This is a genomic window from Globicatella sp. PHS-GS-PNBC-21-1553 (assembly GCF_033564055.1).
Lineage (GTDB): Bacteria > Bacillota > Bacilli > Lactobacillales > Aerococcaceae > Globicatella > Globicatella sulfidifaciens.
On the sequence record NZ_CP085470.1, the window covers coordinates 1,174,652 to 1,198,189 of the forward strand.

Below are 23,538 nucleotides of genomic sequence, written 5' to 3' on the forward strand. Positions count from 1 at the left end.
TTTATTCTGTATCATGCATACGCCCTTTAGGTAATAATTGTTTACCTAAGGGGCTTGTTTATTTGGCTCAATGTCGAATTGGATTTAAAGAATATTAGTCACTCCCCCTTGCCAATGATGGATTAATTTATTTCAAATAGCGATTTAACCGACTACGACTGATGTTTAATGCTTGTAAAGTTTTTTCTTTATTATTACCAAATTCTTTTAATTTTGTTTGAATAATTTCTTGAATGTATTCATCTAGTTTAAGATTGTTGGTCACTGTTGCATCCTTGAGAAACGATTTTTTAAATTGATTCATTTGGACAATTTTGAGACTTTCTTTTACGCGATTTGTGGTCACACGAATTTCTTCATTTGAAGCAACAATCCATTTAATGACTGCTTCAAGCTGAGCAAAATTTAAGTGCCAATGATAAGATTCAAGCAGTTCAAGTGCAGGCTGATCATAATGAAAGATGGTTTTATCCATTATCTGACAATAATGATGCGTCATCAAGCGGATAATTACCTCAAAATCAACATACTCATTTAGATTGAGCATTCGTATGGGAAAAGATTGATAATAAATTGAATTTCGTACAACGGTATTTGACTCCTCAGTTTCATAAAGGTAAACACAATACGAAAGTTCATTTTGTAAGTTATTATTGACAACTTGTATTAATTTATCTTGGTCAAATTCGGACAGAAACTCAGTATGTTGAAAAATATAACGAGAATTGTATTGTGATAGCAAAATTGGAGCGAGAACCCACCAGTTTGAATCAAGTCGACGGCAATCAATTAGATAATAATTCTGAATGGTTAAATTATTGTGTTGACTGATTACTATACCCATCAAGCTTTTTAAGGTATTCACATTACCATAGACAAAGAATGAGGAATAGTTCGTAGCAATTTTACTAAACTTTATATTATCTAAATATTTATTTAACACAGGTCGAAGGTAGTTATTTGGCAATAAGTCATTAAATGTTGTTAGAGAATGAAGCGTTACTGCAGGATGTACGAGTTCAACAATATTTTGCTTTTTCTTTTTAGAATATAGATGGTAAATTTGATTTTCAAAAACAAATTTATCTATCTCTGTTTCATAATTCTGATTGGATAAATCTAATATGGAAGGAGAAATAGGTAATTTAAAATGTAATGTTTCGTGTTCTAATAATAATTGTTGTTGATCATCATAAATTAAATAGTCAATTTGATTCTTAGTAAGTAAATACTTTAACAGTGAATTATAAAATTTTATTTTTTTAATAGGTAACATGACTTCAATGATATGTTTTATTAGACGATTGATGGTTTCGCTAGAGATCAAATAAGTTAAAGTTTCATAAGCAGTTAAGCGAGTAATTGGATATAAATAGGAATCAGTAATCAGTGTAGAATATTCTTTCTCGGATAATTTATTTAATTCATCCGTCAAATGCTCCCACGAATGAATCGCAATGATGGGTATTGTGACATCGAGGGAGTCAATAACTTGTTTAGTTTCTTTATAAAGAGAATCAGTAGTATAAATAATCGTTTGATGCAAATTATTTTGACCTAACTTTATAGTCATTAAGATATCCGTTGTATTTTCACGTAAATAATAGGTTGGTAAGCCGGTTTCCTCAGCAATCGGTTGGTTAAAAATACCGTGAACTAAAAGGGCATCAAATTGATCGCGTGTACTTATTAAAAAGTTTTTTAAATTTTGATAACTCAAATTCTCTATTAGATAGTTAATTTCAGGAAAATCATGCATGACTTGTTGAATTTTAGTGATAATGGTTGAATCGCTACAAATAATTAAAAGATTAATTTTCATATTATACACCACCTGTTCGTTTTGAACAGATTATAGCATTTAAAGATAACGAAACAGGTTCTTTTTTACAAAAATAAATTTAATTTTTGTAAACGTCAAAAAAGCTATTCAAAAAGAACCGATAATAATCGTATTAAGTTGAAAATGCATCAGATATTAAAAAAAGATGAATAACAACACATTTATTTTTAATGATGCTTATATTAAGAATAAAAAAATAATTTATAAAAAGTATTGACAATAACATTTGAAAACGTTACAATTTATTTAGTTAGTTTATTAGACAAACAAACCTAAAAAGAAGAGGAGAATGAAAAATGAGTTATTTCCCAGAGATTAGTCAAATTAAATACGAAGGCAAAGAAACCAATAATTTATTTGCTTTCCGTCACTATAACCCAGAAGAAGTGGTTTTAGGTAAAACAATGAAAGAGCACTTACGTTTTGCGGTTGCTTATTGGCATACCATGACCCAAGATGGTAGCGATCCATTTGGTAACCCGGTTAATGAACGTACTTGGTTTGGTGAAACACCAATGGATACAGCGCGTAATCGTGTAGAGGCTTTCTTTGAAATCTTAACAAAATTAGGGGTAGAATATTTCTGCTTCCACGATGTGGATATTGCACCAGAAGGGGATTCATTAGAAGAATTCTTCCAAAATTTAGATGAAATTACCGATTTAATTAAAGAGAAAATGGATGAAACAGGAATTAAATTATTATGGAATACCGCTAATATGTTCTCTCATCCACGCTATAACAATGGTGCAGCATCATCTAATAATGCAGATGTATTTGCTTATGCGGCAGCCCAAGTGAAAAAAGGTTTAGACATCAGTAAAAAATTAGGTGGCGAAAACTATGTATTCTGGGGTGGTCGTGAAGGCTACGAGTCATTATTAAATACTGATATGGCATTAGAACAAGATAATATTGCGCGTTTATTCAAAATGGCGATTGCTTATGGCGAAAAAATTGGTCATAAACCACAATTCTTAATTGAACCAAAACCAAAAGAACCATCAAAACATCAATATGACTTTGATGCAGCAACTACGATGGCCTTTATTCAAAAATACGGTTTAGAAGGGGACTTCAAATTAAACTTAGAAGCTAACCACGCGACATTAGCGGGTCATACATTTGAACATGAATTAAATGTTGCGCGTAACTATCAAGCATTAGGATCAATTGATGCCAACCAAGGAGATTTATTATTAGGCTGGGATACAGATGAATTCCCAACAAATGTGTATGATACGACCTTTACCATGTATGAAATCCTAGAAAATGGCGGTATTGCACCGGGTGGTATTAACTTTGATGCGAAAGTAAGACGATCATCACATAAAATGGAAGACTTATTATTAGCGCATATTGCCGGAATGGATACCTATGCACGTGGCTTAAAAGCGGCAGCGAAATTAAAAGAAACACGTTATTTAGATGAATTACGTGAAAAACGCTATGCAAGTTATACTGAAGGAATTGGTAAACGCATTGTAGATGGAGCAGAAGATTTAGAAAGCCTAACAGCTTATGCTTTAGAAAATCAAGACATCCATTTAGAATCAAGTCATTTAGAAGTTGTGAAGTCTCGTTTAAACGATTTATTGTTCTAATTTAGAAAGTTGAGGTGGGACAGATGAGTTATGTTTTAGGTATTGACTTAGGAACAGGGTCATTAAAGGGTTTATTATTTAATGAATCTGGCGAATTAATCACCACCGCTGATCAAAATTATGCTTTATTACAGCCTAAACCAGGGTATAGTGAGCAAAATCCATTGGATTGGAAAGAGGCTATGTTTAATGTAATGGATGAGTTGAACCATCGTGTTGATGATTTTTCAGATCGTCTTGTTGCCATTAGTTTTTCCGGTCAAATGCATAGTTTAGTTTTACTTGACCATGATAACGAAGTGATAAGACCGGCGATTTTATGGAATGATGTTAGAACCACTAAACAATGTCAAACCATTATGGCTGAATTTGGACCAGAGTTATTAGCGATTACTAAAAATATAGCACTTGAAGGTTTCACATTACCAAAGATTTTATGGGTTCAAGAAAATGAACTAGAAAATTGGCAGAAAACGAAGCATTTAATGTTACCAAAAGATTATTTGGTTCATACTCTAACAGGAGAATATTCAATGGACTATTCGGATGCTGCAGGTACTCTATTATTGGATATAGAAAAATTGGATTGGTCGGAAGAAATTTTAACCCAATTTAATATTAACCGTTCCATTTTACCAACCTTGCATCGTTCAATCGATAAAGTAGCCTCCATTACAACTGACATAAAAGAACGTTATGGCTTTACTCATGATGTGAGTGTTCATGCCGGCGGAGCTGATAATGCGTGTGCTGCTTTAGGTGCAGGGATAGTTGATAAAGGTTTAGGTATGATTTCAATTGGAACAAGTGGCGTGTTCTTAGCAAGTGAACCAACAGCCGATGTTGATTATAAAGGGAAAGTCCATCTGTTTAATCATAGTGCTCCCGATTTATATTATGCTATGGGAGTGACTTTGGCAGCTGGAAATTCATTAAACTGGTTCAAAAATACCTTTGCAAGCAATTTAAAATTTGAAGAATTACTTGAAGGGATTGATAAAATAGAACCAGGTTCAGAAGGATTATTATTTACCCCTTACATTACCGGGGAACGTACTCCGCATAATGATAGTGAAATTCGTGGAAGTTTTACCAATATCGATATTCGTCATGGATTAAAACATTTTGCCAGAGCAGTTTTAGAAGGGATTACTTTCTCTTTAAAAGACGCCCAAATGATTATGAGTAATGTTTCCAATCAAGAGTTTGATCGGTTAGTATCAGTAGGTGGTGGAGCCAAAAATAAAGGCTGGTTGCAAATGCAAGCAGATATATTTAACGCTGAGATTATTACACTAGAAACAGAGCAAGGACCAGGTGTAGGTGCAGCGATGTTGGCTGCCATTGGTAGTGGTGTGGTGGATTCTGTAGAAGATTGTATTTCTAAATTTGTGAAATATGACAAGAATTATCAACCCAATGCCGACAATGTAGCGAAATATCAAGAAGTTTATGAAAGATATCAAAAAGTATATCCTGCAATTAAACAAATTTAGCCCCTTAGTTAAGATGTTGGTGTTTTTCACCAACATCTTTTATTCATTTATTGTTAATCAATTTAGTGAGAGTTGAAAAATTATAATGAAAATATTGAAAACATTTATGAATTAGTGAAAGCAAAAAATTGGTCAGCTAAATTTCTATTAAGTTCGAAATAGCGAAAAATTAAGAATTTATATAAAAAAAGCCTTTACAAATCAGACAAAAAACGGTATACTTTAGTTAGTTTAGAGAACTAACGAACTCAATAATAATTTGGAGGTATCTAAAATGAAAATAATAAATCCAGTTTTGAAAGGATTTAATCCGGATCCATCGATGATTCGAGTAGATGATACGTACTATATTGCTACTTCAACTTTCGAATGGTTCCCAGGTATACAAATTCACCAATCAAAAGATTTAATTAATTGGGAATTATTAACACATCCATTATCTACAACAACTTTATTAGATATGAAAGCGAATCCAGATTCTGGTGGGGTTTGGGCACCGGATATTTCATATGCAGATGGATTGTTTTGGATTGTTTATAGTGATGTAAAAGTTGTGGAAGGCTCATTTAAAGATGTTACAAACTACTTAATTACATCACCTTCTATTATGGGACCTTGGAGTGATCCAATTGTATTAAATGGTGTTGGATTTGATGCATCTCTTTTCCACGATGAAGATGGCAAAAAATATCTCGTACAAATGGAATGGGATCATCGCGAATACATGCATCCGTTTCATGGAATCAAATTAACGGAATATTCACATGAAGAAAAACGTTTATTACCAGAAACAAGCAAAATTATTTGGAAAGGGACAGAAGTTAAACTGACCGAAGCACCCCATATTTATAAGATTGGAAAATACTATTACTTATTCTGTGCTGAAGGTGGAACAGTTTATACACATCAACAAGTGGTGGCAAGAAGTACCGAACTATATGGGGAGTACGAAAGTCAACCTGATATTTTCTTAACTGCTTTTGATTCTCCGAGAAATCCATTACAAAAATGTGGACATGGATCTTTAGTAGAAACTCAAACCGGAGAATGGTACTTCGCACATCTAACTGGTAGACCTTGGCACCATGAGACAGAATCGGTCACAGATCCAAGAGGTTGGTGTACACTTGGTCGTGAAACAGCTATACAAAAAGTAGAGTGGGATGAAAACGATTGGCCATATATTGTCGGTGGAAAACAAGGTTCACTAGAAGTCGAAGCGCCTAGTTTTGTAACTGCAGAAATCGAAGGAAATCAAGTTAATAGTCAGTTTGATGACTTTGATAATGACGAGCTAGATATCAACTTCAATACAGTAAGAGTACCATTTGATGCTCAAATGGGAGAAATTAAAGATAGCCATTTAGTATTGAATGGTAGAGGATCATTTAATAATTTACATACAAATTCTCTAGTTGCAAGAAGATGGCAAGCATTTGAATTTGATGCTGAAATAAAAATTAAGTATGAACCGACAACATTCCAACAACTTTCAGGATTAGTTAATTACTATAATTCTAATCATTGGTCAATGATTGCGATAACTTGGGATGAAAACACAGGTAAATCATTAGAAATATTACAAAGTGATAATGGACAATTAACAAGTTATTTTGCAAAAAATAAAATTGCAATCCCCGAAAATGTAGAATATGTCTATTTAAGAAGTAAGGTAAGAACGACTCATTATACCTATGAGTATTCATTCGATGGAAAAGAATGGAAAGCAACTAATATCATTTTAGATGCTAAAATTTTATCAGATGATTATGTCAATATGCACTATGGAGGTTTCTTTACAGGGGCTTTTGTAGGAATGGCTAATATTGACTATTCGGGATATGGATTGAAATCTTACATAGATTACTTCAAGTATCAAGAATTGGATTAGAGGTGTAATAATGACAATACTATTTTCTATGAAAGATATTAACAAATCTTTTGGACCAGTAAAAGTATTAAAGAATGTTCAACTAGAAGTAGAAAAAGGTGAGATACATGCTTTAATGGGAGAAAATGGTGCAGGGAAATCAACTTTAATGAACATTCTTGGTGGAGTAATTCAAAAAGATTCTGGGGAAATTCTCTTCGGAAACCAAATGATAGAAAACCACTCTCCACAAATTGCTAAAGATTTGGGAATTGGATTTGTCCATCAAGAATTTAACTTGGCTGAATCATTAACAGTTGCAGAAAATATTTATATGGGACGATTACCATATAAAAATGAAAAATTAGGAATCGTTGACTACAAAAAATTACATGATAATACAGAATATTATTTAAATATGTTAGGAGTCAATATTAAACCTACGGACGTGGTTTATAAATTATCAACTGCAAGTAAGCAAATGATTGAAATCGCAAAAGCACTCAGTTTAAACGCTAAAGTTATCATCTTTGATGAACCAACAACTTCATTATCAGATAAAGACGTTGAAGTACTATTCATTATAATCAATGCTTTAAAACAAAAAGGTATTTCAAGTGTTTATATTTCGCATAGAATGGAGGAAATCCACCAATTATGTGATCGTATCACGATATTACGTGATGGACAATATATAAGTACAGATAATGTTAAAGACTTAACAGACCAAGAAATTATTAAAAAATTAGTGGGACGTAACTTGGATAACTTATATCCAGAAAGAAATGTTGAGGTTGGTGAAATTGCTCTAGAAGTAAAAAATCTATCAGATACTAAAGGTGCAGTAAAAAATGTATCATTTAACGTTAGAAAAGGTGAAGTGGTAGGTTTTGCAGGTTTGGTGGGGAGTGGCCGTACGGAATTAATGAGACTAGTCTTTGGAGCAGATCCTGTTGAAAGCGGGGAAATATTTGTAAAAGGACAAAAAGTTAATATTAAATCACCAGTAGAAGCAATCAACAATGGAATCTGTTTATTAACGGAAGATAGAAAAAACCAAGGTGTTGCTTTGGGACTTTCTATTAAAGACAATATTAATATGACAGCCTTAAAATCTAATATTATTAATCACAAGGAAGTTAAGAAAAAAGTTGATGAATTGGTTGAAAACCTACAAATAAAAATTAGTAGTGTTGACAAGCCAGTATCTTCCTTATCAGGAGGTAACCAACAAAAGGTTGTACTTGCAAAATGGTTAAATACTTCAAATGATATTTACATCTTTGATGAACCTACCAAAGGTATTGATATCGGAGCTAAAAGTGAGATATATGCCATTATTAATCAGTTAGTAGCGGATGGCAAAGCGGTTATTATAGTCTCTAGTGAAATTCCGGAATTATTAGGAACAGTCGATCGAACTTATGTCCTTAACGAAGGAAGATTAACAGGTGAGCTGTCCATCGAAGAAAGTACACAAGAAAAAATAATGGAATTAGCAACGCTAGGATAGGTGATAAAGATGAAAAAATTTGATATTAAAAATTTATTTTTACAGTACTCGGTATATGTCGTTTTAGTTATTTTATTTATAATGTTCTCGCTATTAAGTCCTATGTTTTTGTCAGCAGGTAATATCTCTAACTTTTTTAGACAAATTCCACCGGTTGGCATTATGACAGTGGCTTACTGTATGGTATTGATAACCGGTTATGTGGATTTATCAATTGCATCTATTGCAGCCTTTACAGGGACCACAGCAGTTTACTTAGGTTCATTAGGTTGGTCGCCTATTTTAGTCATTCCAATTGCTATTTTAATTGGGGTTTTCTTTGGGACAATCAATGGTATCTTAATTAAAAAGTTAGACCTACCTTCGTTTATTTTAACTTTAGGTACTAATTATGTTATTCGCGGTATCATTATGTTCATAACAAATGGAATTTATGTTACGGGTACCCCAGATTGGTTTGGAAAAATCGCAGGTACTAAAGTAGTTGGTAATATCATTTATACTAACACATTAATTTTTATTTTAATTATTGTATTATTCTCATATATTATGAAAAATACACGTTTTGGACGTTACTGCTATGCAGTAGGTTCTAATAGTGAAGTAGCACGTTTATCTGGTATTGAAACCGATAAACATGTCATTAAAATGTTTGCAATTGAAGGCGCATTAGCAGCAATTGCGGGTATTTTATTAATGAGTAATCTTAACGTCGGTGGTCCTAATGAAGGCCAAGGGCTAGACCTACTAGCGATGGCTGCTTCGATTATGGGGGGGACACAATTTAGTGGCGGTGTTGGTACTATTGGTGGTGCGGTAGTTGGTATTTTCACATTACAACTATTTAATAATGGGTTAGCAATCCTAGGCGTTAACGCATTTATGCAACAAGTGGTAACAGGTGTTGTCATTGTGTTCTCTATTATCATCGATTATTTAAGAAGAAAAGCTGAAATGAACAGCTAAAAAAATCATTTAAAAAAGAAAAAGGAGCATTTAGCATGAAAAAAATAACAAAAATGTTATTAAGTTTATTAGCAAGTTCAACTTTTTTAGCAGCTTGCGGTAATACAGGTTCTTCAGATAATACAACAGCAGATTCTGGAGAAGCAAATAAAACATTATATTTTATTCCAATCGTTGATATTGGTGCATATTGGAACCCAATGAGAAAAGGGGCTGAAGATACGGCTAAGAAATTAGGATATGATTTAGTTGTCAAAACTTCACCCCCAGCAGAAGCGCAAAAAAATGAAAAACATATTGGATTCATTAATGAAGCCGTTTCGAATAAAGCTGCAGGTATTGCGATTGCACCGATTGAAGCTAATATGTTTAAGGCGCCTATCAAAGCAGCTATGGACGCTAATATTCCAGTTATAACATTTGATGCTGATTTAGAAAACCCCGAAGATCGTACTGCTTATGTAGGAACAGATAATGTTCTCGCAGGTCGTGATTTAGGGATGAAAGCAGCAGAAGAATTGAAAGAAAAAGGAATCACTTCTGGTTCAATCTCTGTTGTCTGTGTAGACCGTGCACAACCGACAATGATTGCTCGTGAAAAAGGATTAAAAGAAGGATTTAACGAAGTAATGGGTGACGATGCTGCTAACTTTAAATTCTTGGAAACCATTCAAGATAAAGACCAAGCTGCAGTTTCAAAAGAACAATTAGAAGGCCAAATTACTGGTAATGCTGATTTAGTACTAGTATTCTCTTTAGGTTCAGAAGGTCCAGACGTAGGAGTTATGGAAGCTTTAGCAGCTCAAAATAAAGCGGGAGAAATCTTACACTTTGGTTTTGACTACACTCCAACATGGGAAAAAGGAATTGAAGACGGACGTATTACAGCAATTGTTGACCAAGACGCTTATAACATTGGAGTTCAAGTAATTGAAAACTTAGTTAAAGCAATTGATGGTGAAGAATTAGAAGATAATATTCCTATCGATGTTAAGTTTGTACGTGCAGAAGAATTAGTAGAGTACGGTAAAGAAAAACAAAAACAATCTACTGATACAACAGAATAATATTGAATATGAGACCGTGACATTTGTTGCGGTCTTAAGTTTTAAAAAGAGAGGAGCATGAAAATGAATTATAAACAGCTAGGTAATACCGATATGAAAATCAGTGAACTAAGTTTTGGTACATGGGCAATGGGAAGTGACTGGGGCAATGTATCTGTAGAAGATGCTAAACAAGCAATTCATTATGCAATTAATCAAGGCGTAAACTTTTTTGATACGGCTGATGTTTATGGAATGGGTAAAAGCGAACAGATTCTAGGAGAAGTTTTAAAAGAACGAACAGAAAGAATTTATATTGCAACTAAATTTGGACGGAAAGATGATTTTACTAACCCAGATAATTATACGTATGAGAAAGTAAAAAGTTATGCTCAAAATAGTTTAAAGAACCTTGGTGTGGATTCGATAGATCTGTATCAAATTCATTGCCCCAGTACTGAAATATTAGAACAGTTAGCCGTATTTGATGTGTTAGAACAATTACAAAAAGAAGGGTTAATACGTTATTATGGTGTCAGTGTTGAAACAGATGCACAAGGTGAATTTGTCTTAAATAATACCAAAGCTAGTAGTCTTCAGGTAATTGTTAATATGCTAAGACAAAAGCCCATTGATTAAATGATAAAATTAGCAGAACAAAAACACGTTGGGGTCTTAGCACGGGTACCCCTAGCAAGTGGCTTATTAACAGGGAAATATACCATTAACTCTGTTTTTCCTGAAAATGATCATCGTAATTATAATCAGAACGGTGAAGCTTTCAATGTTGGAGAAACATTTGGTGGCTTACCATTCAAAAAAGGTATTGAATTGGTTAATCAGTTAGAATGGATTAAAGAAGAAAGGATTAGTATGCCGGTCGCAGCTTTAAAATGGGTTGTTCAGCAAAAGGGTATCACAGCGGCAATACCAGGATTTAAAAACATTCAACAAGTTAAAAGTAATCTTGAGGTCTTTAACGCTAAAGACTACACAGATGAAGAACTCACACGATTGAAAGATTTTTATTGGAATGAAGTCCATAATCATATTCGTGGAGATTATTAGAGTGTAGAAATAAACACCTATCAAAGCGACGAGAACAGTCAGTTTGATAGGTGTTATTTAATGAAAATATTTAGTTTTCTTGATAATAATTGCGGAGTTTAAAGACTGGAATGTTTAAGAAGTTACGTAATACCAGTGCCACCCCTCCAAATAAAGTAGAGCGTCCTTCAAATGCGGAAGTTTTTATTTTAACGCCTTCTGTGAAACGACTATTTAATGAATCGTGAATGAACTCTAGCAATTCAGGGATTTTTTCATATACAGAACTGTCAATATAAACAACTTCTGGGTCATGGAAAAGAATAATATTATTAATACATAAACTTAAGTACATGGCTTTTTCTCTTAGCAAATCTAAAAGAGCAGATCTTTGTTCGGTTTTTAACATTTTAACCAAATAATCTGAATTTATTTTATCAATATTAATGTCGAAGGCTTCCGATACACTCTCATAAATTGCTTGTTGAGACGCATATTTTTCTAGACAGCCTTTGTTACCGCAACGGCAAGCTTTACCATCAGGGAAAATGATTGAATGTCCTATTTCACCAGCTTTTCCAGCATTGCCATGATGAAGTAATCCATTTTCAATAATACCTAGTCCAATTCCACCGTGAATCGAAATACATAGTAAATCTTCCGCGCGAGAAACGAAGGTATACTCACCCAAAGCTGCTAAGTTGGCTTCATTTTCAAAGTAAAATGGGAAGTCATACTTATTGGATAAGAATTGGTATAAATCATCCCCAATTAAATCATAAATTGGCGAAAAATTAATCGTGTTGTTTTGCGTGATACCATGAATTGAAAGTGCACATCCGATAATCCCTTTATTTGTTTTGGGAACATTTTCTATAACATAGTCTAAAATGTCAGTTAATAAGTCATTAATGGTGTTTGTGTTAATTTCAATTTTTCTTAGTTGTTGTTCCAAAATGATTTTTCCATCTAAGAAAGCAACCAGAACATTGATATAGTTGTAGCCAATATCGATGGCAACAACTGCTCCTGAGGAACTATTGTATTCTAATAAAATCGGTTTACGACCTCCCATAGAGCTAGCATCACCGATTCCGGTTTCATTAACAAGACGTTCCTCAATCAGCGTTTTAACAATTGATGAGATAGAAGCTTTGTTTAAAGTAGTTAATTCCGAAAGGCTTGCTCGTGAGATAGGGCCATTTTCAATGATGGCTTTTAATACTAAAGATTCGTTGTTATTTCTAATACTATATACTGATGAAATCATAAAATATCTCCTATTTATTCGTGTAATAATTATATCATAGAAAGAGAACAAAAAAAGACTAAATGTTTTTACAAAAAACAATTGACCCCCATTATGAAAAGGGATACAATTCATATATAAGTTAGTTTAACACACAAACAAACCTGAGTCAATAATGGGATGAGGAGGGATAATTGATACTTAGGTAATTTATTAATTGGAATATGACAATCAAAATAGAAAAAGGAGTAATATTATGAATAAAATAGTAAAAAAGTTTTTTTAAATCATTATTAACAGTGGGAATAACTTCTACGATATTAAATCCTATAGCTGCATCAGCAGAAGAAATAAGAGTTTCATGGTGGGGCAATGATGATAGACATCAATTAACATTAGAGACAATTAAAAAGTTTGAAGAGCTTAATCCAGATACTAAAATAAAACCAGAATATTCGGGATTTGGTAGTCTCGTTGAAAATTTTACTACACAATTCGCTGGTGGTACAGAAGCTGATGTGATGACTGTTCTATATAACTGGATTGATCAGTTTTCTCCTAACGGAGATGGTTTTTATGATATAAATGAGTTAAAAGATATTATCGATTTATCTCAATTTGATGAAGAATTTCTTAAATTTGGGGAATCTAATGGGATTTTACAAGGGATAGCGCAAGTAGAAAATGTTCTCATTATTGCTATGAATAAAACAATTCTTGACAAACTTGGTTCTGAAATACAAACTACTTGGGATGAATACAAGGAAATAGCAAAAAAACTACCAGAAGGCTCTTTCCTTTTAGTATCACCAACACCAAAATTTGCTGCTACTCTTTATTTACAGCAAAAGACTGGAAAGCCTGAATTTGATGTGAACGGAAATATAAATTATTCAGAAGAGGATTATAAGGAAGCACATGGTATAAGGATTTAGTGGATTCTAGAGTGTTTGTATCTCGACAATCATATCTTGAAAATGTAGGAACTGAACCTGTATCAGTTGCTCAAAATGCTAAGTATATTAATGGTGAATATGCAGGCGTACTAGAGTGGAATGGTGGTTTAAAATCAAACGAGGCAACATTAAAAGAAACTAATCAAGAACTAGTAATCGCACCAATGCCAGTAATAGAGAATGCTAAATTTGATGGAACAATGTCAAAACCAACAATGTTATTTTCTATTTCTAAAAATACCAAAAATCCTGAATTAAGTGCTAAATTCCTCAATTTTATATTAAATGATCCAGAAGGAATTAAGCTGATGGGTACGTCGAGAGGTATTCCAGCTTCTAAAATTGCCGTTGAAGTACTAACTGAGGATGAACAGATTGACGGAGTAGTAAAAGAAGGGTATGAATATGGTTTAGAAGTACCTAATATGCAACAAACACCATTTTTGACAAAGGTACTTTTACCTTCTTTAAAACCAGCAATAGTATCCTGTGTAATATTTCAATTTGTATGGAGTTTTAATGATTATTTAGGACCGTTAATTTATATTACTTCTGTTGAAAAACATCCAGTTTCTGTGGCATTGAAAATGAATATAGATACAAGTAGTGGAGTAGTTGAGTGGAATCAAATAATGGCAATGTCAATAATATCTTTACTACCAGCTATATTATTATATTTTTCTTCTCAAAAATACTTTGTTGAAGGTGTTACCTCTTCGGGTATAAAAGGTTAGTTTAATGAATATTATAGACTTATTATCAAAATATTTAATAGATTTAATGTTATGGATTTATAAAGTATTACCTCGTATATTGGTTTTCTATATTATAAATATTCCAGTGATAGTTATATTTATTGTGTTTCGAATTAGTAGAGATAATCTGGTAATATTTTTAATTTGTAATATTATCTTCACAATTAGTCTTTGGTTTTATATTTTGGCAATAAAACATAAGAAGTTGAAAAATGTTGTTAATAATATTTTTGATGAGACAAAAAGATATTTTTTAGAAATGCTCCTTATTATGTTAGTTAATTCAATTATAATTATTGAAATAAGTATAATTAGTTATTTTAAGGAATTAGAAGTATTTTCAATTTTATTTTTTATTACCACTGTATTTGTTGTTGGTTCAAATTTAGAATTAATATACAGAACAATATTTGATCTCAAGACGAAAGAGAAGATTTTACTTAATTATATTGATTGTTATTGCTTTTCCGTTCTTTTTAGAGATTATGTTTAAGCTACGAAAGGAGAAAAATAATGGATAAGTGTTGGTTAGAAAAAAAGTAAAAGGTTTTGATGGCTTTGTAATAGATCAAGTCGATGATATTACTAAACAAATTAGTAGAGAAATTAAATTGTTATTTGATAATTGTAAAGAAAATCATTCAAATGGGAAAAGGATTATAAAGTTTAAAATTCAAAATGACGCAGATCTCATTAAAGATGGTTTTAAAATAATAAATAAAAATGAAATAATTGAAATTATCGGAAAGAATACCATGGGTTTACTTTATGGGTTATATACTCTGTACAGAAGAGAAATTTTAAAAAATAAGTATGAGGAAATAATTTCAAATCCAGACCAATCCATTCGAATGATTAATCATTGGGATAATATGGATGGAACAATAGAACGAGGCTATGCGGGTGAATCAATATTCTTTAAAGATAACTCTTTTAGAAGAGATTTTACATTGGTAGAAGAGTATGCAAGATTATTAGCATCGGTTGGTATTAACGCTCTTTCAATCAATAATGTAAATGTGCATAAGATAGAGACTGAGTTAATAACAGAAAAATTTTTACCTGAATTAGTAATTTTAAATCAAATTTTTAATAGATTTGGCATAAAAATGTTCCTTTCAATTAATTTTGCTTCACCCAAGCGAGTGGGAAATTTAGATACTTCAGATCCCTTGGATGAAAATGTGATACATTTTTGGAAAGAAACAATTGATAGATTATATCGCTATATTCCAAATTTTGGTGGATTTGTAGTAAAGGCAGATTCTGAAGGAGAACCTGGCCCATTTACTTATAATAGATCACATGTAGATGGTGCAAATATGTTTGGCAGACTATTAGAAGAACACGGAGGATTATGTATCTGGCGTTGCTTTGTCTATAATAGTACACAAGATTGGAGAGATAGAAGTACCGACAGAGCGAGAGCTGCTTATGATCATTTTATGCCATACGATGGAAAATTTAACAATAATGTCATCTTGCAAATTAAATTGGGACCACTTGATTTTCAGGTGAAAGAGCCTGTTTCACCTTTATTTGGAGCTTTGAAAAAAACGAACCATATTATTGAGTTTCAATTAACTCAAGAGTATACAGGGCAACAAAAAGCAATATATTATCAAGTACCCGTTTGGAAAGAAGCTTTAGATTTCGATACGCAACACAATGGAGTAGGAAGTTTCGTAAAAGACATGATAAAAGAAAATTCACCTGTTAGCGAACATTCGGGGATTTGTGCAGTAGGTGTAGTTGGAACAGATAATAATTGGACTGGACATAAGTTAATGCAAATAAATCTATATGCGTACGGACGCTTAGCTTGGAATAATTGTCTGACAACAGAAGAAATATCTAAAGAATGGGTAAAATTAACGTTTAATCTAACTGATGACTATTCGGAAATATTAGAAGAGATTTTGAATACATCTCGAGAAACTTACCAATTGTATAATGCCCCAAATGGTGTTGGCTTCATGTGCAGACCTAATCATCATTATGGTCCGGATATAGATGGTTATGAATTTGATCGTTGGGGGACATACCATTTTGCTGATAGAGATGGTGTTGGTGTCGATAGATCAAAAACTGGAACAGGATATGTCGAGCAATATTCAGATGAAATATGTGATTATTATAATTCTTTAGAAACATGCCCAGATGATTTATTACTATGGTTCCACCACGTTCCATATACCCATGTGTTACAAAATGGAAAAACATTAATTCAAGATATTTATGATAATCATTTCGAAGGTGTAGAAAGAGTAAAGAAATATATCGAACAATGGAAAAACTTTAAAGATGTAGTTGATCACGTCGATTTTGAAAATGTTTTGGACAGATTAAATGAACAATATAGGCTAAGTATTGAATGGAGAGATCAAATTAATACTTATTTTTATAGAAAATCAGGGATAGAAGATGAGAATGGACGAAAGATATATTTATAAAAGGAGAAAAATATGAAAATTATTAATCCAATTTTAAAAGGCTTTAATCCGGATCCTAGTATTTGTAGAGTAGGAGAAGACTATTATATAGCAACATCTACATTTGAGTGGTTTCCAGGAGTTCAAATTCATCATTCCAAAGACTTAAAAAATTGGCAGTTAATCAAACATCCAGTCGAAAGAGAGAGCCAGATAAATATGCGTGGAAACAGTGATTCTGGTGGTGTTTGGGCTCCAGCATTGAGTTACAGTGATGGAAAATTTTGGTTGATTTATTCTGATGTAAAAGTTGTTGAAGGAGATGTATTCAAAGATGTAAATAATTATTTAATTACCTGTGACACTATTGATGGTGAGTGGAGTGATCCCATTTATTTAAATAGCTCAGGTTTTGATCCTTCTTTATTCCATGATGAGGATGGGAAAAAATATTTAGTAAATATGGTTTGGGATTACCGCTCATACAATCATCGATTCTATGGAATTTCTTTACAAGAATATGATCATAAAAAGCAAAAAATTAATTGGGGATTCTAAGATAATTTTTAAAGGGACAGAATGGGGATTAACTGAGGCACCTCATTTATATAAAATTAATGGATATTATTATCTTTTAACAGCTGAAGGAGGAACTAAATACGAACATGCAGCGACAATTGCTAGAAGTGAAACAATAGATGGGCCTTATGAAGTTCATCCAGATAATCCATTGATATCTTCAGCTTTGCATCCATTTAATCCTCTTCAAAAAGCTGGCCATGCTTCCATTGTTAAGACTCATACGGATGAATGTTTTTTAGTTCATTTAACAGGAAGACCCATTAATAAGGCGGGAACGAGAGTTTCAGAATTTAGAGGATATTGCCCATTAGGTAGAGAAACTGCAATTCAAAGATTATATTGGGAAAATGATTGGCCATATGTTGAAGGAGGAAATTATCCTTCTCTAGAAATTAATGGACCTAAAATTAAAGAGGTTAAATGGAAAGATACTTATTTAGAAAAAGACGATTTTGAAGATTCCACCTTAAATATCCATTTTAATACGTTAAGAATACCTTTTAATGAGGAAATGGGTTCATTAACAGAACGACCTGGTTATTTAAGATTATATGGTGGTGGTTCACCACATAACCTATTTCAGCAATCAATGGTAGCAAGAAGATGGCAAAGTTTAAAGTTTAGAGCAGAAACATATGTAGAGTTTTCACCTAAAACATACCAACAATTTGCGGGATTAGTTAATTATTATTCAATAAAAAACTGGACATCCATTCATGTGACAATGAATGAAGAAAAAGGACGCATATTAGATATTCTTTCATGTGATCAATTTAAATTAAAGAACGAACTTGAAGGAAGAGAGATAGAGATTCCTACTTCACTTTCTGGTGTGTATTTGGCTGTTGATGTTGATGGATTGAGTTATAACTATTCATACTCATTTGATGGAATAAATTGGAATAAAATAGAGATTCAATTTGAAAGTATTAAACTTTCAGATGATTATGTTGAATCGGGTGGATTCTTTACCGGAGCATTCGTTGGTGTTCATGCTGTAGATTTAACTGGTCAAAAATTGCATGCAGATTTCGACTATTTTTCATATGTTGAAGAGTGACAGATATGAGCAAAATATTTTTAATGTTTTGAGATTTTTATTATCAGGGTTATTTGTAATGAGTATTTGGGGACCTATGTACGATGAATTAGGATTAATTGGAGGAATGCTAGCTAGTGGTGCTATTATAGGACTATTTTGGAATATTAATCATAATATGAAACTGATTATGAATGATGAAAAATTAAGTTTTATTGATATGGCATTAGGCATTGCTACTGCAGGTATTGTTCGAGATTTTTTACAAACGGGTGTGGATGGATTATATAAATCATTTCCTACTTTTATAGTTGTCTTATTAGGTGGATGTATAGGCGGAATTATGGCATATATATCAGAAAGAGAAGAGATGAATTAATATGTCCGGAAAAGAAATGATTATAACATTTTTAGGTGCCATGATGTACTCCTTCGTCATTAATAGATTTTTTAATGAATTTATTAAAGATAATGTTATTTATAATGGTTATTTCACATCTTTTTCCTTAATTGGCCTATTTTGGTTACTAAATCATGGTATTGATTCACATATGATAGTCCAAAGTGGGCCAATTTGGATTGATATGGCTTTAGCAGCTGAGATAGGAGTCATGATAAAATCAATTTTTCAATTGAAAAATAAAAACCAAACTCTGAACATTCTTAAATTAATCAACTGGTCTTTATTAATACAAGCAATTGTTGGCGGTACGTTAGCCGGAATAATATTACACTTTATGAGGTAAAAACATGAAAATTCTAGAGATTTTAGAGATAGATTTATTTAAACAGACGGATGTGGATGGTTTAGTTGAAGGAAATACTGATCAAGAGTGTAAAAAAGTAGTGGTTACATTTTTAGCAACTATGGAAATATTAAAAAAATCCTTACAAATAGGTGCAAATTTTATTATTTCGCATGAGGGAATTTACTACTCACATGATAATAAAAAATTTTTAGAAAATAGCAAATTAGCACAAGAAAAACAGGACTATATTAAAAAACATAATTTAACTATCTACCGACATCACGACATGGTTCATAGGATATTGCCAGACACTATCACTGAAGGACTTGTAAAACAATTAGATTTAGCTGACAGAGTAATTACTCAAAGCTCGTATTATACTATTAGTGAAATTTCACCGACATATTTAAAAGAATATGTTGAAAAAGTTAAAGAATCCTTAGAGGTTTCAACTATAAAACATTTTGGAGAAGATAATCAAATCATTAAAAAAGTCTGTGTTCTTGTCGGCTACCGAGGTAGTTCAGAAAATCTAATTCCTGTAATAGAAAATCAAGATGTTGATTTGATAATATATGGAGAAGGTCCGGAATGGGAAATTCCTTACTATATTAAGGATTATAATACTTTAAATTCTAACAAAAAATCTTTAATTATTATTGGACATGAGGTAAGTGAAAAATATGGTATGCAAATGTTTATGCATAATTTAAAACAAAAATTTCCAACGTTAAAAGTAACTTATTTGTAAATGTTAGTGGAGGTGAAGAGAATGATTTTAACTCAAGAACTTGTAAAAAAACAAAATTCAATATACAAAAATCCTAACTTTGATATAGATAAAATGATTTATAATACGAAAAAATCACCAGAATGGATTCACTTTGGTGCAGGAAATATATTCAGAGCTTTTTTGGCAAATGCTCAACAAAAAATGTTAAATCAAGGATTAACGGATAGAGGGATTATAGTAGCTGAGGGATTTGACTATGAACTTATAGACTATCTAAAAAAGTATGATAATTTAACTATAAACGTGACTTTGAAATCCAACGGAGCAATTGAAAAAGATATTTTAGCTAGTGTAGCAGAATATTTAAAAATGAAAAGGGATGAAGATGATTTTATAAACTTAGTAAATTATTTTGAAAATCCAAGTTTGCAATTTATTAGCTTAACAATCACAGAAAAAGGTTATAAATTGTCTGATTCATCAGGAAATTATTTTCATAATGTAAAAAATGATTTTGAATCAGGACCAAATGGAACTGAAAGCTATTTAGGAAAATTAGTTAGTTTATTATATAAAAGATTTAAAAGCGGTCCATATCCATTAGCAATAGTTAGCATGGATAATATGTCTAGAAATGGAGAGACTTTAGAAAATTCCATTATGATGTATGCAAAAAAATGGGTAGAAAACAATTTAGTTGAGTCAGAATTTTTAAGATATTTAAATAATAAAAATTACATTTCTTTTCCATGGACAATGATTGATAAAATTACACCGAGACCTTCAACCCAAATTGCAGAGAAACTTGAACAAGATGGGTTTGAAGAGATACAACCGATTACAACAAGTCGAAACACATATGTAGCACCGTTTGTTAATGGGGAGGAAACGGAATATTTAGTAATTGAAGATTCATTTCCTAATGGTAGACCACCACTTCAAGAGGTGGGTATTATTTTTACTGATAGATCAACAGTTCATTTAATTGAAACAATGAAAGTTACTACATGTTTAAACCCATTGCATACAGGTCTAGCTATCTTTGGATGTTTATTAGGGTATCATTCAATTGCAGATGAAATGAAAGATGTAGAGTTATTAAAATTAATTAATAGAATTGGTTATCAAGAAGGTCTACCTGTAGTTAAAGACCCAATCATTATTGATCCCAAAACATTTCTAGATGAGGTTATCATGGTTCGGCTCCCAAATAAGTTTATTCCGGATACCCCCAAAGAATAATCACCGATACATCTCAAAAAATGAGTGTAAGGTTTGGTGAAACTTTAAAAAAATACTTGAATGAAGAGAAAAATTTAGAGAAATTAGTTGGTATACCCTTGGTTATTGCTGGTTGGCTGAGATACCTACAGGGAACAAACGATGAACTAGAGAAAATTGAACAAAGTCCTGATCCGTTATTAGAAGAAATTGAAAATATTTTTAGTGATCAAGATTACGATTCTGAAGAACATCTGAATAAAATTGATGGATTATTATCTAGGAAAGAAATCTTTGGCGTTGATTTGGTTCAAATAGGTTTATCTAATAGGATTAAACAGTATTATATGGAAATGAATCAAGGTACAGGATCTGTAAGAAGAACCTTGGAAAAATTTTTAGTATAAGAGGTGAAATGATGAAAATGTCATTTAGATGGTATGGAATAGGAAATGATCCCATACCATTAGAATATATAAAGCAAATTCCAGGTGTAAAAGAAGTTGTGTGGGCCTTGCATAAGAAAATGGCAGGCGAAGTATGGACTCAAGAAGAAATTCAAAAAGAATTAAAAGTTATTCATAAAGCAGGATTAAGTGGGAGTATAGTTGAAAGTGTAAATATTCATGATGATATTAAGTTAGGTCTACCCACTAGAGATCAATATATTGAGAACTATAAACAAACTTTAATAAACTTAGCAAAAAATGATGTAAAAATAGTTTGTTATAATTTTATGCCTATTTTCGACTGGACGAGAACAGATATGTTTCATCCTTTAGAGGATGGATCAACTGCACTTTATTTTGATAAAAATACTATTTTATCAATTCAACCAAATGAATTATTAGATTTATTTAAACAAGGAGAAGGAGATTTGACTTTACCCGGATGGGAACCAGAAAGAATGACCCGTATTAAAGAACTTTTTAAAGCATATGAGGGTATAACAGAAGAAAAATTACGCGCTAATTTTAAATATTTTATAGATTCTATCATTCCGATTTGCGAAGAATGGGATATTAAAATGGCTATTCATCCTGATGATCCACCTTTTCCTATTTTTGGATTACCTCGTTTAGTAAGTAACAAAGACAATATTAAAAAACTTCTAGATGTAAATACTAGTAAGTATAATGGTTTAACATTTTGTACTGGTTCTTTGGGAGCGAATACAAACAATAATTTGATTGAAATGATTCATGATTTCTCAGATAGAATTCATTTTATGCATATAAGAAATGTTAGAGTAGACGATACTGGTAGCTTTAGTGAAGTGTCTCATAGAACCCAAGACGGTACAGTGGATATTTTTGGGGTAGTAAAAGCTCTATATGAAGTTGGATTTGATGGTTTTATCCGTCCTGACCATGGCCGACATATTTTTGGAGAAAACGAGAGTAATGTAAGACCAGGGTATGGCTTATACGACAGAGCTTTAGGTGTCATGTATTTAAATGGATGTTGGGATACTTTAAAATTAACAACCAAGTAATACAATGTTGCAATAAATAAATTAAAAAAATACTTCTTCTATACAAAAGACAGCGTTACCATTATAATTAAAGTAGCAATCAATGTTAGGAGGATACACAATGACAATTTTAGAGGAAACTTTTACACTGCATAATGGTGTTAAAATTCCCAAATTAGGATTAGGGACATGGCAATCAGCGCCTGAAGATGCTTATAATGCAACGTTATTTGCTTTAAAAAATGGATATACCCATGTTGATACTGCAATTGTTTATGGTAATGAAATAGAGGTTGGCCGAGCAGTTAGAGATTCAGGTCAAAAACGTGAGAATGTTTTCGTAACCACTAAAGTGCCGGCGGAACGTAAAACTTATCAAGAAGCCAAAGAGAGCATTGAACAAGCTTTAAGAGAATTAGACTTAGAGTATATTGACTTAATGTTAATTCATGCCCCACGTCCATGGGCAATCATGCATGAAAATCCGGAAAATTTGAAATATTTTGAAGAAAACCGTGAAGTGTGGCGTGCATTAGAAGAAGCTTATGAGGCAGGAAGTATCAAAGCGATTGGCGTATCAAACTTTGATGTTAAAGATTTAGAAAATATTATGGAAGCTTGTAAAGTAAAACCAATGGTCAACCAAATTATATATCATATCGGAAAAACCAACCCTGAAGTGTTAGAGTTTTGTAAAGCCAATGATATTTTAGTTGAAGGTTATTCACCGATTGCTACTGGGCGACTATTAGGCAATGAACAAATTGAAAAGATGGCCTCTAAATATGATAAATCAATTCCACAAATTTGTATTCGCTATTTATTAGAAAAAGACATTTTACCTCTACCAAAATCTGTTCATGAAAAATATATTATTGAGAATGCGAAATTAGATTTTGAAATTGAATTAGAGGATATGGAATATTTAGACTCTATTCAATAAAATGCAAATTATTGGGAAGT

Annotated in this window: 18 protein-coding genes and 2 pseudogenes; 18 read left to right on the forward strand and 2 right to left on the reverse strand. The window is 32.1% G+C overall.

The window, feature by feature from the left end:
* Nucleotides 1-127: 127 nt before the first annotated feature.
* Nucleotides 128-1,822 (reverse strand): PrpR N-terminal domain-containing protein, encoded by a 1,695-nt coding sequence (locus LB888_RS05540; RefSeq protein ID WP_318753876.1) that lies wholly within the window; start codon nucleotides 1,820-1,822, stop codon nucleotides 128-130.
* A gap of 317 nt (nucleotides 1,823-2,139) precedes the next feature.
* Here LB888_RS05540 and xylA point away from each other — a divergent pair, with 317 nt between their 5' ends.
* From xylA to LB888_RS05575, 7 genes and pseudogenes are all read left to right on the forward strand, one after another.
* The gene (xylA, locus tag LB888_RS05545; RefSeq protein ID WP_318753877.1) at nucleotides 2,140-3,447 is read left to right on the forward strand and encodes a xylose isomerase; all 1,308 of its coding nucleotides are present in this window, start codon (nucleotides 2,140-2,142) and stop codon (nucleotides 3,445-3,447) included.
* A 23-nt stretch (nucleotides 3,448-3,470) separates the two neighbouring features.
* On the forward strand, nucleotides 3,471-4,943 hold the full coding sequence (xylB, locus tag LB888_RS05550) for a xylulokinase (RefSeq protein ID WP_318753878.1): 1,473 nt from the start codon (nucleotides 3,471-3,473) through the stop codon (nucleotides 4,941-4,943).
* 274 nt (nucleotides 4,944-5,217) lie between these two features.
* Nucleotides 5,218-6,834, forward strand: coding sequence for a glycoside hydrolase family 43 protein (locus LB888_RS05555; protein WP_318753879.1), 1,617 nt, complete (start codon nucleotides 5,218-5,220; stop codon nucleotides 6,832-6,834).
* A gap of 10 nt (nucleotides 6,835-6,844) precedes the next feature.
* On the forward strand, nucleotides 6,845-8,326 hold the full coding sequence (locus LB888_RS05560) for a sugar ABC transporter ATP-binding protein (protein WP_311920792.1): 1,482 nt from the start codon (nucleotides 6,845-6,847) through the stop codon (nucleotides 8,324-8,326).
* Between the two features lie 9 nt (nucleotides 8,327-8,335).
* Nucleotides 8,336-9,292, forward strand: coding sequence for an ABC transporter permease (locus LB888_RS05565; RefSeq protein ID WP_318753880.1), 957 nt, complete (start codon nucleotides 8,336-8,338; stop codon nucleotides 9,290-9,292).
* A 35-nt stretch (nucleotides 9,293-9,327) separates the two neighbouring features.
* Nucleotides 9,328-10,359: a sugar ABC transporter substrate-binding protein gene (locus LB888_RS05570; protein ID WP_078755175.1), complete on the forward strand. Its 1,032-nt coding sequence runs from the start codon at nucleotides 9,328-9,330 to the stop codon at nucleotides 10,357-10,359.
* Between the two features lie 93 nt (nucleotides 10,360-10,452).
* Nucleotides 10,453-11,406 (forward strand): annotated as a pseudogene (locus tag LB888_RS05575) (aldo/keto reductase).
* A 70-nt stretch (nucleotides 11,407-11,476) separates the two neighbouring features.
* Here LB888_RS05575 and LB888_RS05580 read toward each other — a convergent pair.
* Entirely contained in the window at nucleotides 11,477-12,655 is a 1,179-nt protein-coding gene (locus LB888_RS05580) for an ROK family transcriptional regulator (RefSeq protein WP_318753881.1), read from the reverse strand.
* 278 nt (nucleotides 12,656-12,933) lie between these two features.
* Between LB888_RS05580 and LB888_RS05585 the strand changes: the two genes are divergently transcribed.
* The 11 genes and pseudogenes from LB888_RS05585 (at nucleotide 12,934) to LB888_RS05635 (ending at nucleotide 23,518) form a co-directional block, all read left to right on the forward strand.
* Nucleotides 12,934-13,569, forward strand: coding sequence for an ABC transporter substrate-binding protein (locus LB888_RS05585; RefSeq protein WP_318753882.1), 636 nt, complete (start codon nucleotides 12,934-12,936; stop codon nucleotides 13,567-13,569).
* Entirely contained in the window at nucleotides 13,569-14,324 is a 756-nt protein-coding gene (locus LB888_RS05590) for an ABC transporter permease subunit (protein ID WP_143412017.1), read from the forward strand. The genes LB888_RS05585 and LB888_RS05590 overlap by 1 nt, the downstream gene beginning before the upstream one ends.
* Nucleotides 14,325-14,866: 542 nt before the next feature.
* Nucleotides 14,867-16,798 carry an alpha-glucuronidase gene (locus LB888_RS05595; protein WP_318753883.1) on the forward strand — a complete coding sequence of 644 codons (1,932 nt, stop codon included), beginning with the start codon at nucleotides 14,867-14,869 and terminating at the stop codon, nucleotides 16,796-16,798.
* Between the two features lie 12 nt (nucleotides 16,799-16,810).
* Nucleotides 16,811-18,419, forward strand: a pseudogene (locus tag LB888_RS05600) (glycoside hydrolase family 43 protein).
* Nucleotides 18,406-18,777: a Lin0368 family putative glycerol transporter subunit gene (locus tag LB888_RS05605; protein ID WP_412928316.1), complete on the forward strand. Its 372-nt coding sequence runs from the start codon at nucleotides 18,406-18,408 to the stop codon at nucleotides 18,775-18,777. The pseudogene LB888_RS05600 and the gene LB888_RS05605 overlap by 14 nt, the downstream one beginning before the upstream one ends.
* 1 nt (nucleotide 18,778) lies before the next feature.
* Nucleotides 18,779-19,144 carry a Lin0368 family putative glycerol transporter subunit gene (locus LB888_RS05610; protein ID WP_318753885.1) on the forward strand — a complete coding sequence of 122 codons (366 nt, stop codon included), beginning with the start codon at nucleotides 18,779-18,781 and terminating at the stop codon, nucleotides 19,142-19,144.
* 4 nt (nucleotides 19,145-19,148) lie between these two features.
* On the forward strand, nucleotides 19,149-19,898 hold the full coding sequence (locus LB888_RS05615; protein ID WP_318753886.1) for a Nif3-like dinuclear metal center hexameric protein: 750 nt from the start codon (nucleotides 19,149-19,151) through the stop codon (nucleotides 19,896-19,898).
* A 21-nt stretch (nucleotides 19,899-19,919) separates the two neighbouring features.
* Nucleotides 19,920-21,122: a mannitol dehydrogenase family protein gene (locus tag LB888_RS05620; protein WP_318753887.1), complete on the forward strand. Its 1,203-nt coding sequence runs from the start codon at nucleotides 19,920-19,922 to the stop codon at nucleotides 21,120-21,122.
* Nucleotides 21,123-21,142: 20 nt separating this feature from the next.
* On the forward strand, nucleotides 21,143-21,508 hold the full coding sequence (locus LB888_RS05625; RefSeq protein WP_318753888.1) for a hypothetical protein: 366 nt from the start codon (nucleotides 21,143-21,145) through the stop codon (nucleotides 21,506-21,508).
* Nucleotides 21,509-21,519: 11 nt separating this feature from the next.
* A complete protein-coding gene (uxuA, locus tag LB888_RS05630; RefSeq protein WP_318753889.1) occupies nucleotides 21,520-22,596 on the forward strand; it encodes a mannonate dehydratase in 1,077 nt (358 codons plus the stop codon).
* A 100-nt stretch (nucleotides 22,597-22,696) separates the two neighbouring features.
* The gene (locus LB888_RS05635) at nucleotides 22,697-23,518 is read left to right on the forward strand and encodes an aldo/keto reductase (protein WP_318753890.1); all 822 of its coding nucleotides are present in this window, start codon (nucleotides 22,697-22,699) and stop codon (nucleotides 23,516-23,518) included.
* The last annotated feature ends 20 nt before the right edge of the window (nucleotides 23,519-23,538 follow it).

Coding starts and splice junctions, on each gene's coding strand:
- uxuA (WP_318753889.1), top strand. CDS start 21,520: ATGAAAATGTCATTTAGATGGTATGGAATAGGAAATGATCCCATACCA.
- LB888_RS05635 (WP_318753890.1), top strand. CDS start 22,697: ATGACAATTTTAGAGGAAACTTTTACACTGCATAATGGTGTTAAAATT.
- LB888_RS05540 (WP_318753876.1), bottom strand. CDS start 1,822: ATGAAAATTAATCTTTTAATTATTTGTAGCGATTCAACCATTATCACT.
- LB888_RS05570 (WP_078755175.1), top strand. CDS start 9,328: ATGAAAAAAATAACAAAAATGTTATTAAGTTTATTAGCAAGTTCAACT.
- LB888_RS05605 (WP_412928316.1), top strand. CDS start 18,406: ATGTTGAAGAGTGACAGATATGAGCAAAATATTTTTAATGTTTTGAGA.
- xylA (WP_318753877.1), top strand. CDS start 2,140: ATGAGTTATTTCCCAGAGATTAGTCAAATTAAATACGAAGGCAAAGAA.
- LB888_RS05580 (WP_318753881.1), bottom strand. CDS start 12,655: ATGATTTCATCAGTATATAGTATTAGAAATAACAACGAATCTTTAGTA.
- LB888_RS05610 (WP_318753885.1), top strand. CDS start 18,779: ATGTCCGGAAAAGAAATGATTATAACATTTTTAGGTGCCATGATGTAC.
- LB888_RS05555 (WP_318753879.1), top strand. CDS start 5,218: ATGAAAATAATAAATCCAGTTTTGAAAGGATTTAATCCGGATCCATCG.
- LB888_RS05620 (WP_318753887.1), top strand. CDS start 19,920: ATGATTTTAACTCAAGAACTTGTAAAAAAACAAAATTCAATATACAAA.
- LB888_RS05625 (WP_318753888.1), top strand. CDS start 21,143: ATGAGTGTAAGGTTTGGTGAAACTTTAAAAAAATACTTGAATGAAGAG.
- LB888_RS05615 (WP_318753886.1), top strand. CDS start 19,149: ATGAAAATTCTAGAGATTTTAGAGATAGATTTATTTAAACAGACGGAT.
- LB888_RS05565 (WP_318753880.1), top strand. CDS start 8,336: ATGAAAAAATTTGATATTAAAAATTTATTTTTACAGTACTCGGTATAT.
- LB888_RS05560 (WP_311920792.1), top strand. CDS start 6,845: ATGACAATACTATTTTCTATGAAAGATATTAACAAATCTTTTGGACCA.
- xylB (WP_318753878.1), top strand. CDS start 3,471: ATGAGTTATGTTTTAGGTATTGACTTAGGAACAGGGTCATTAAAGGGT.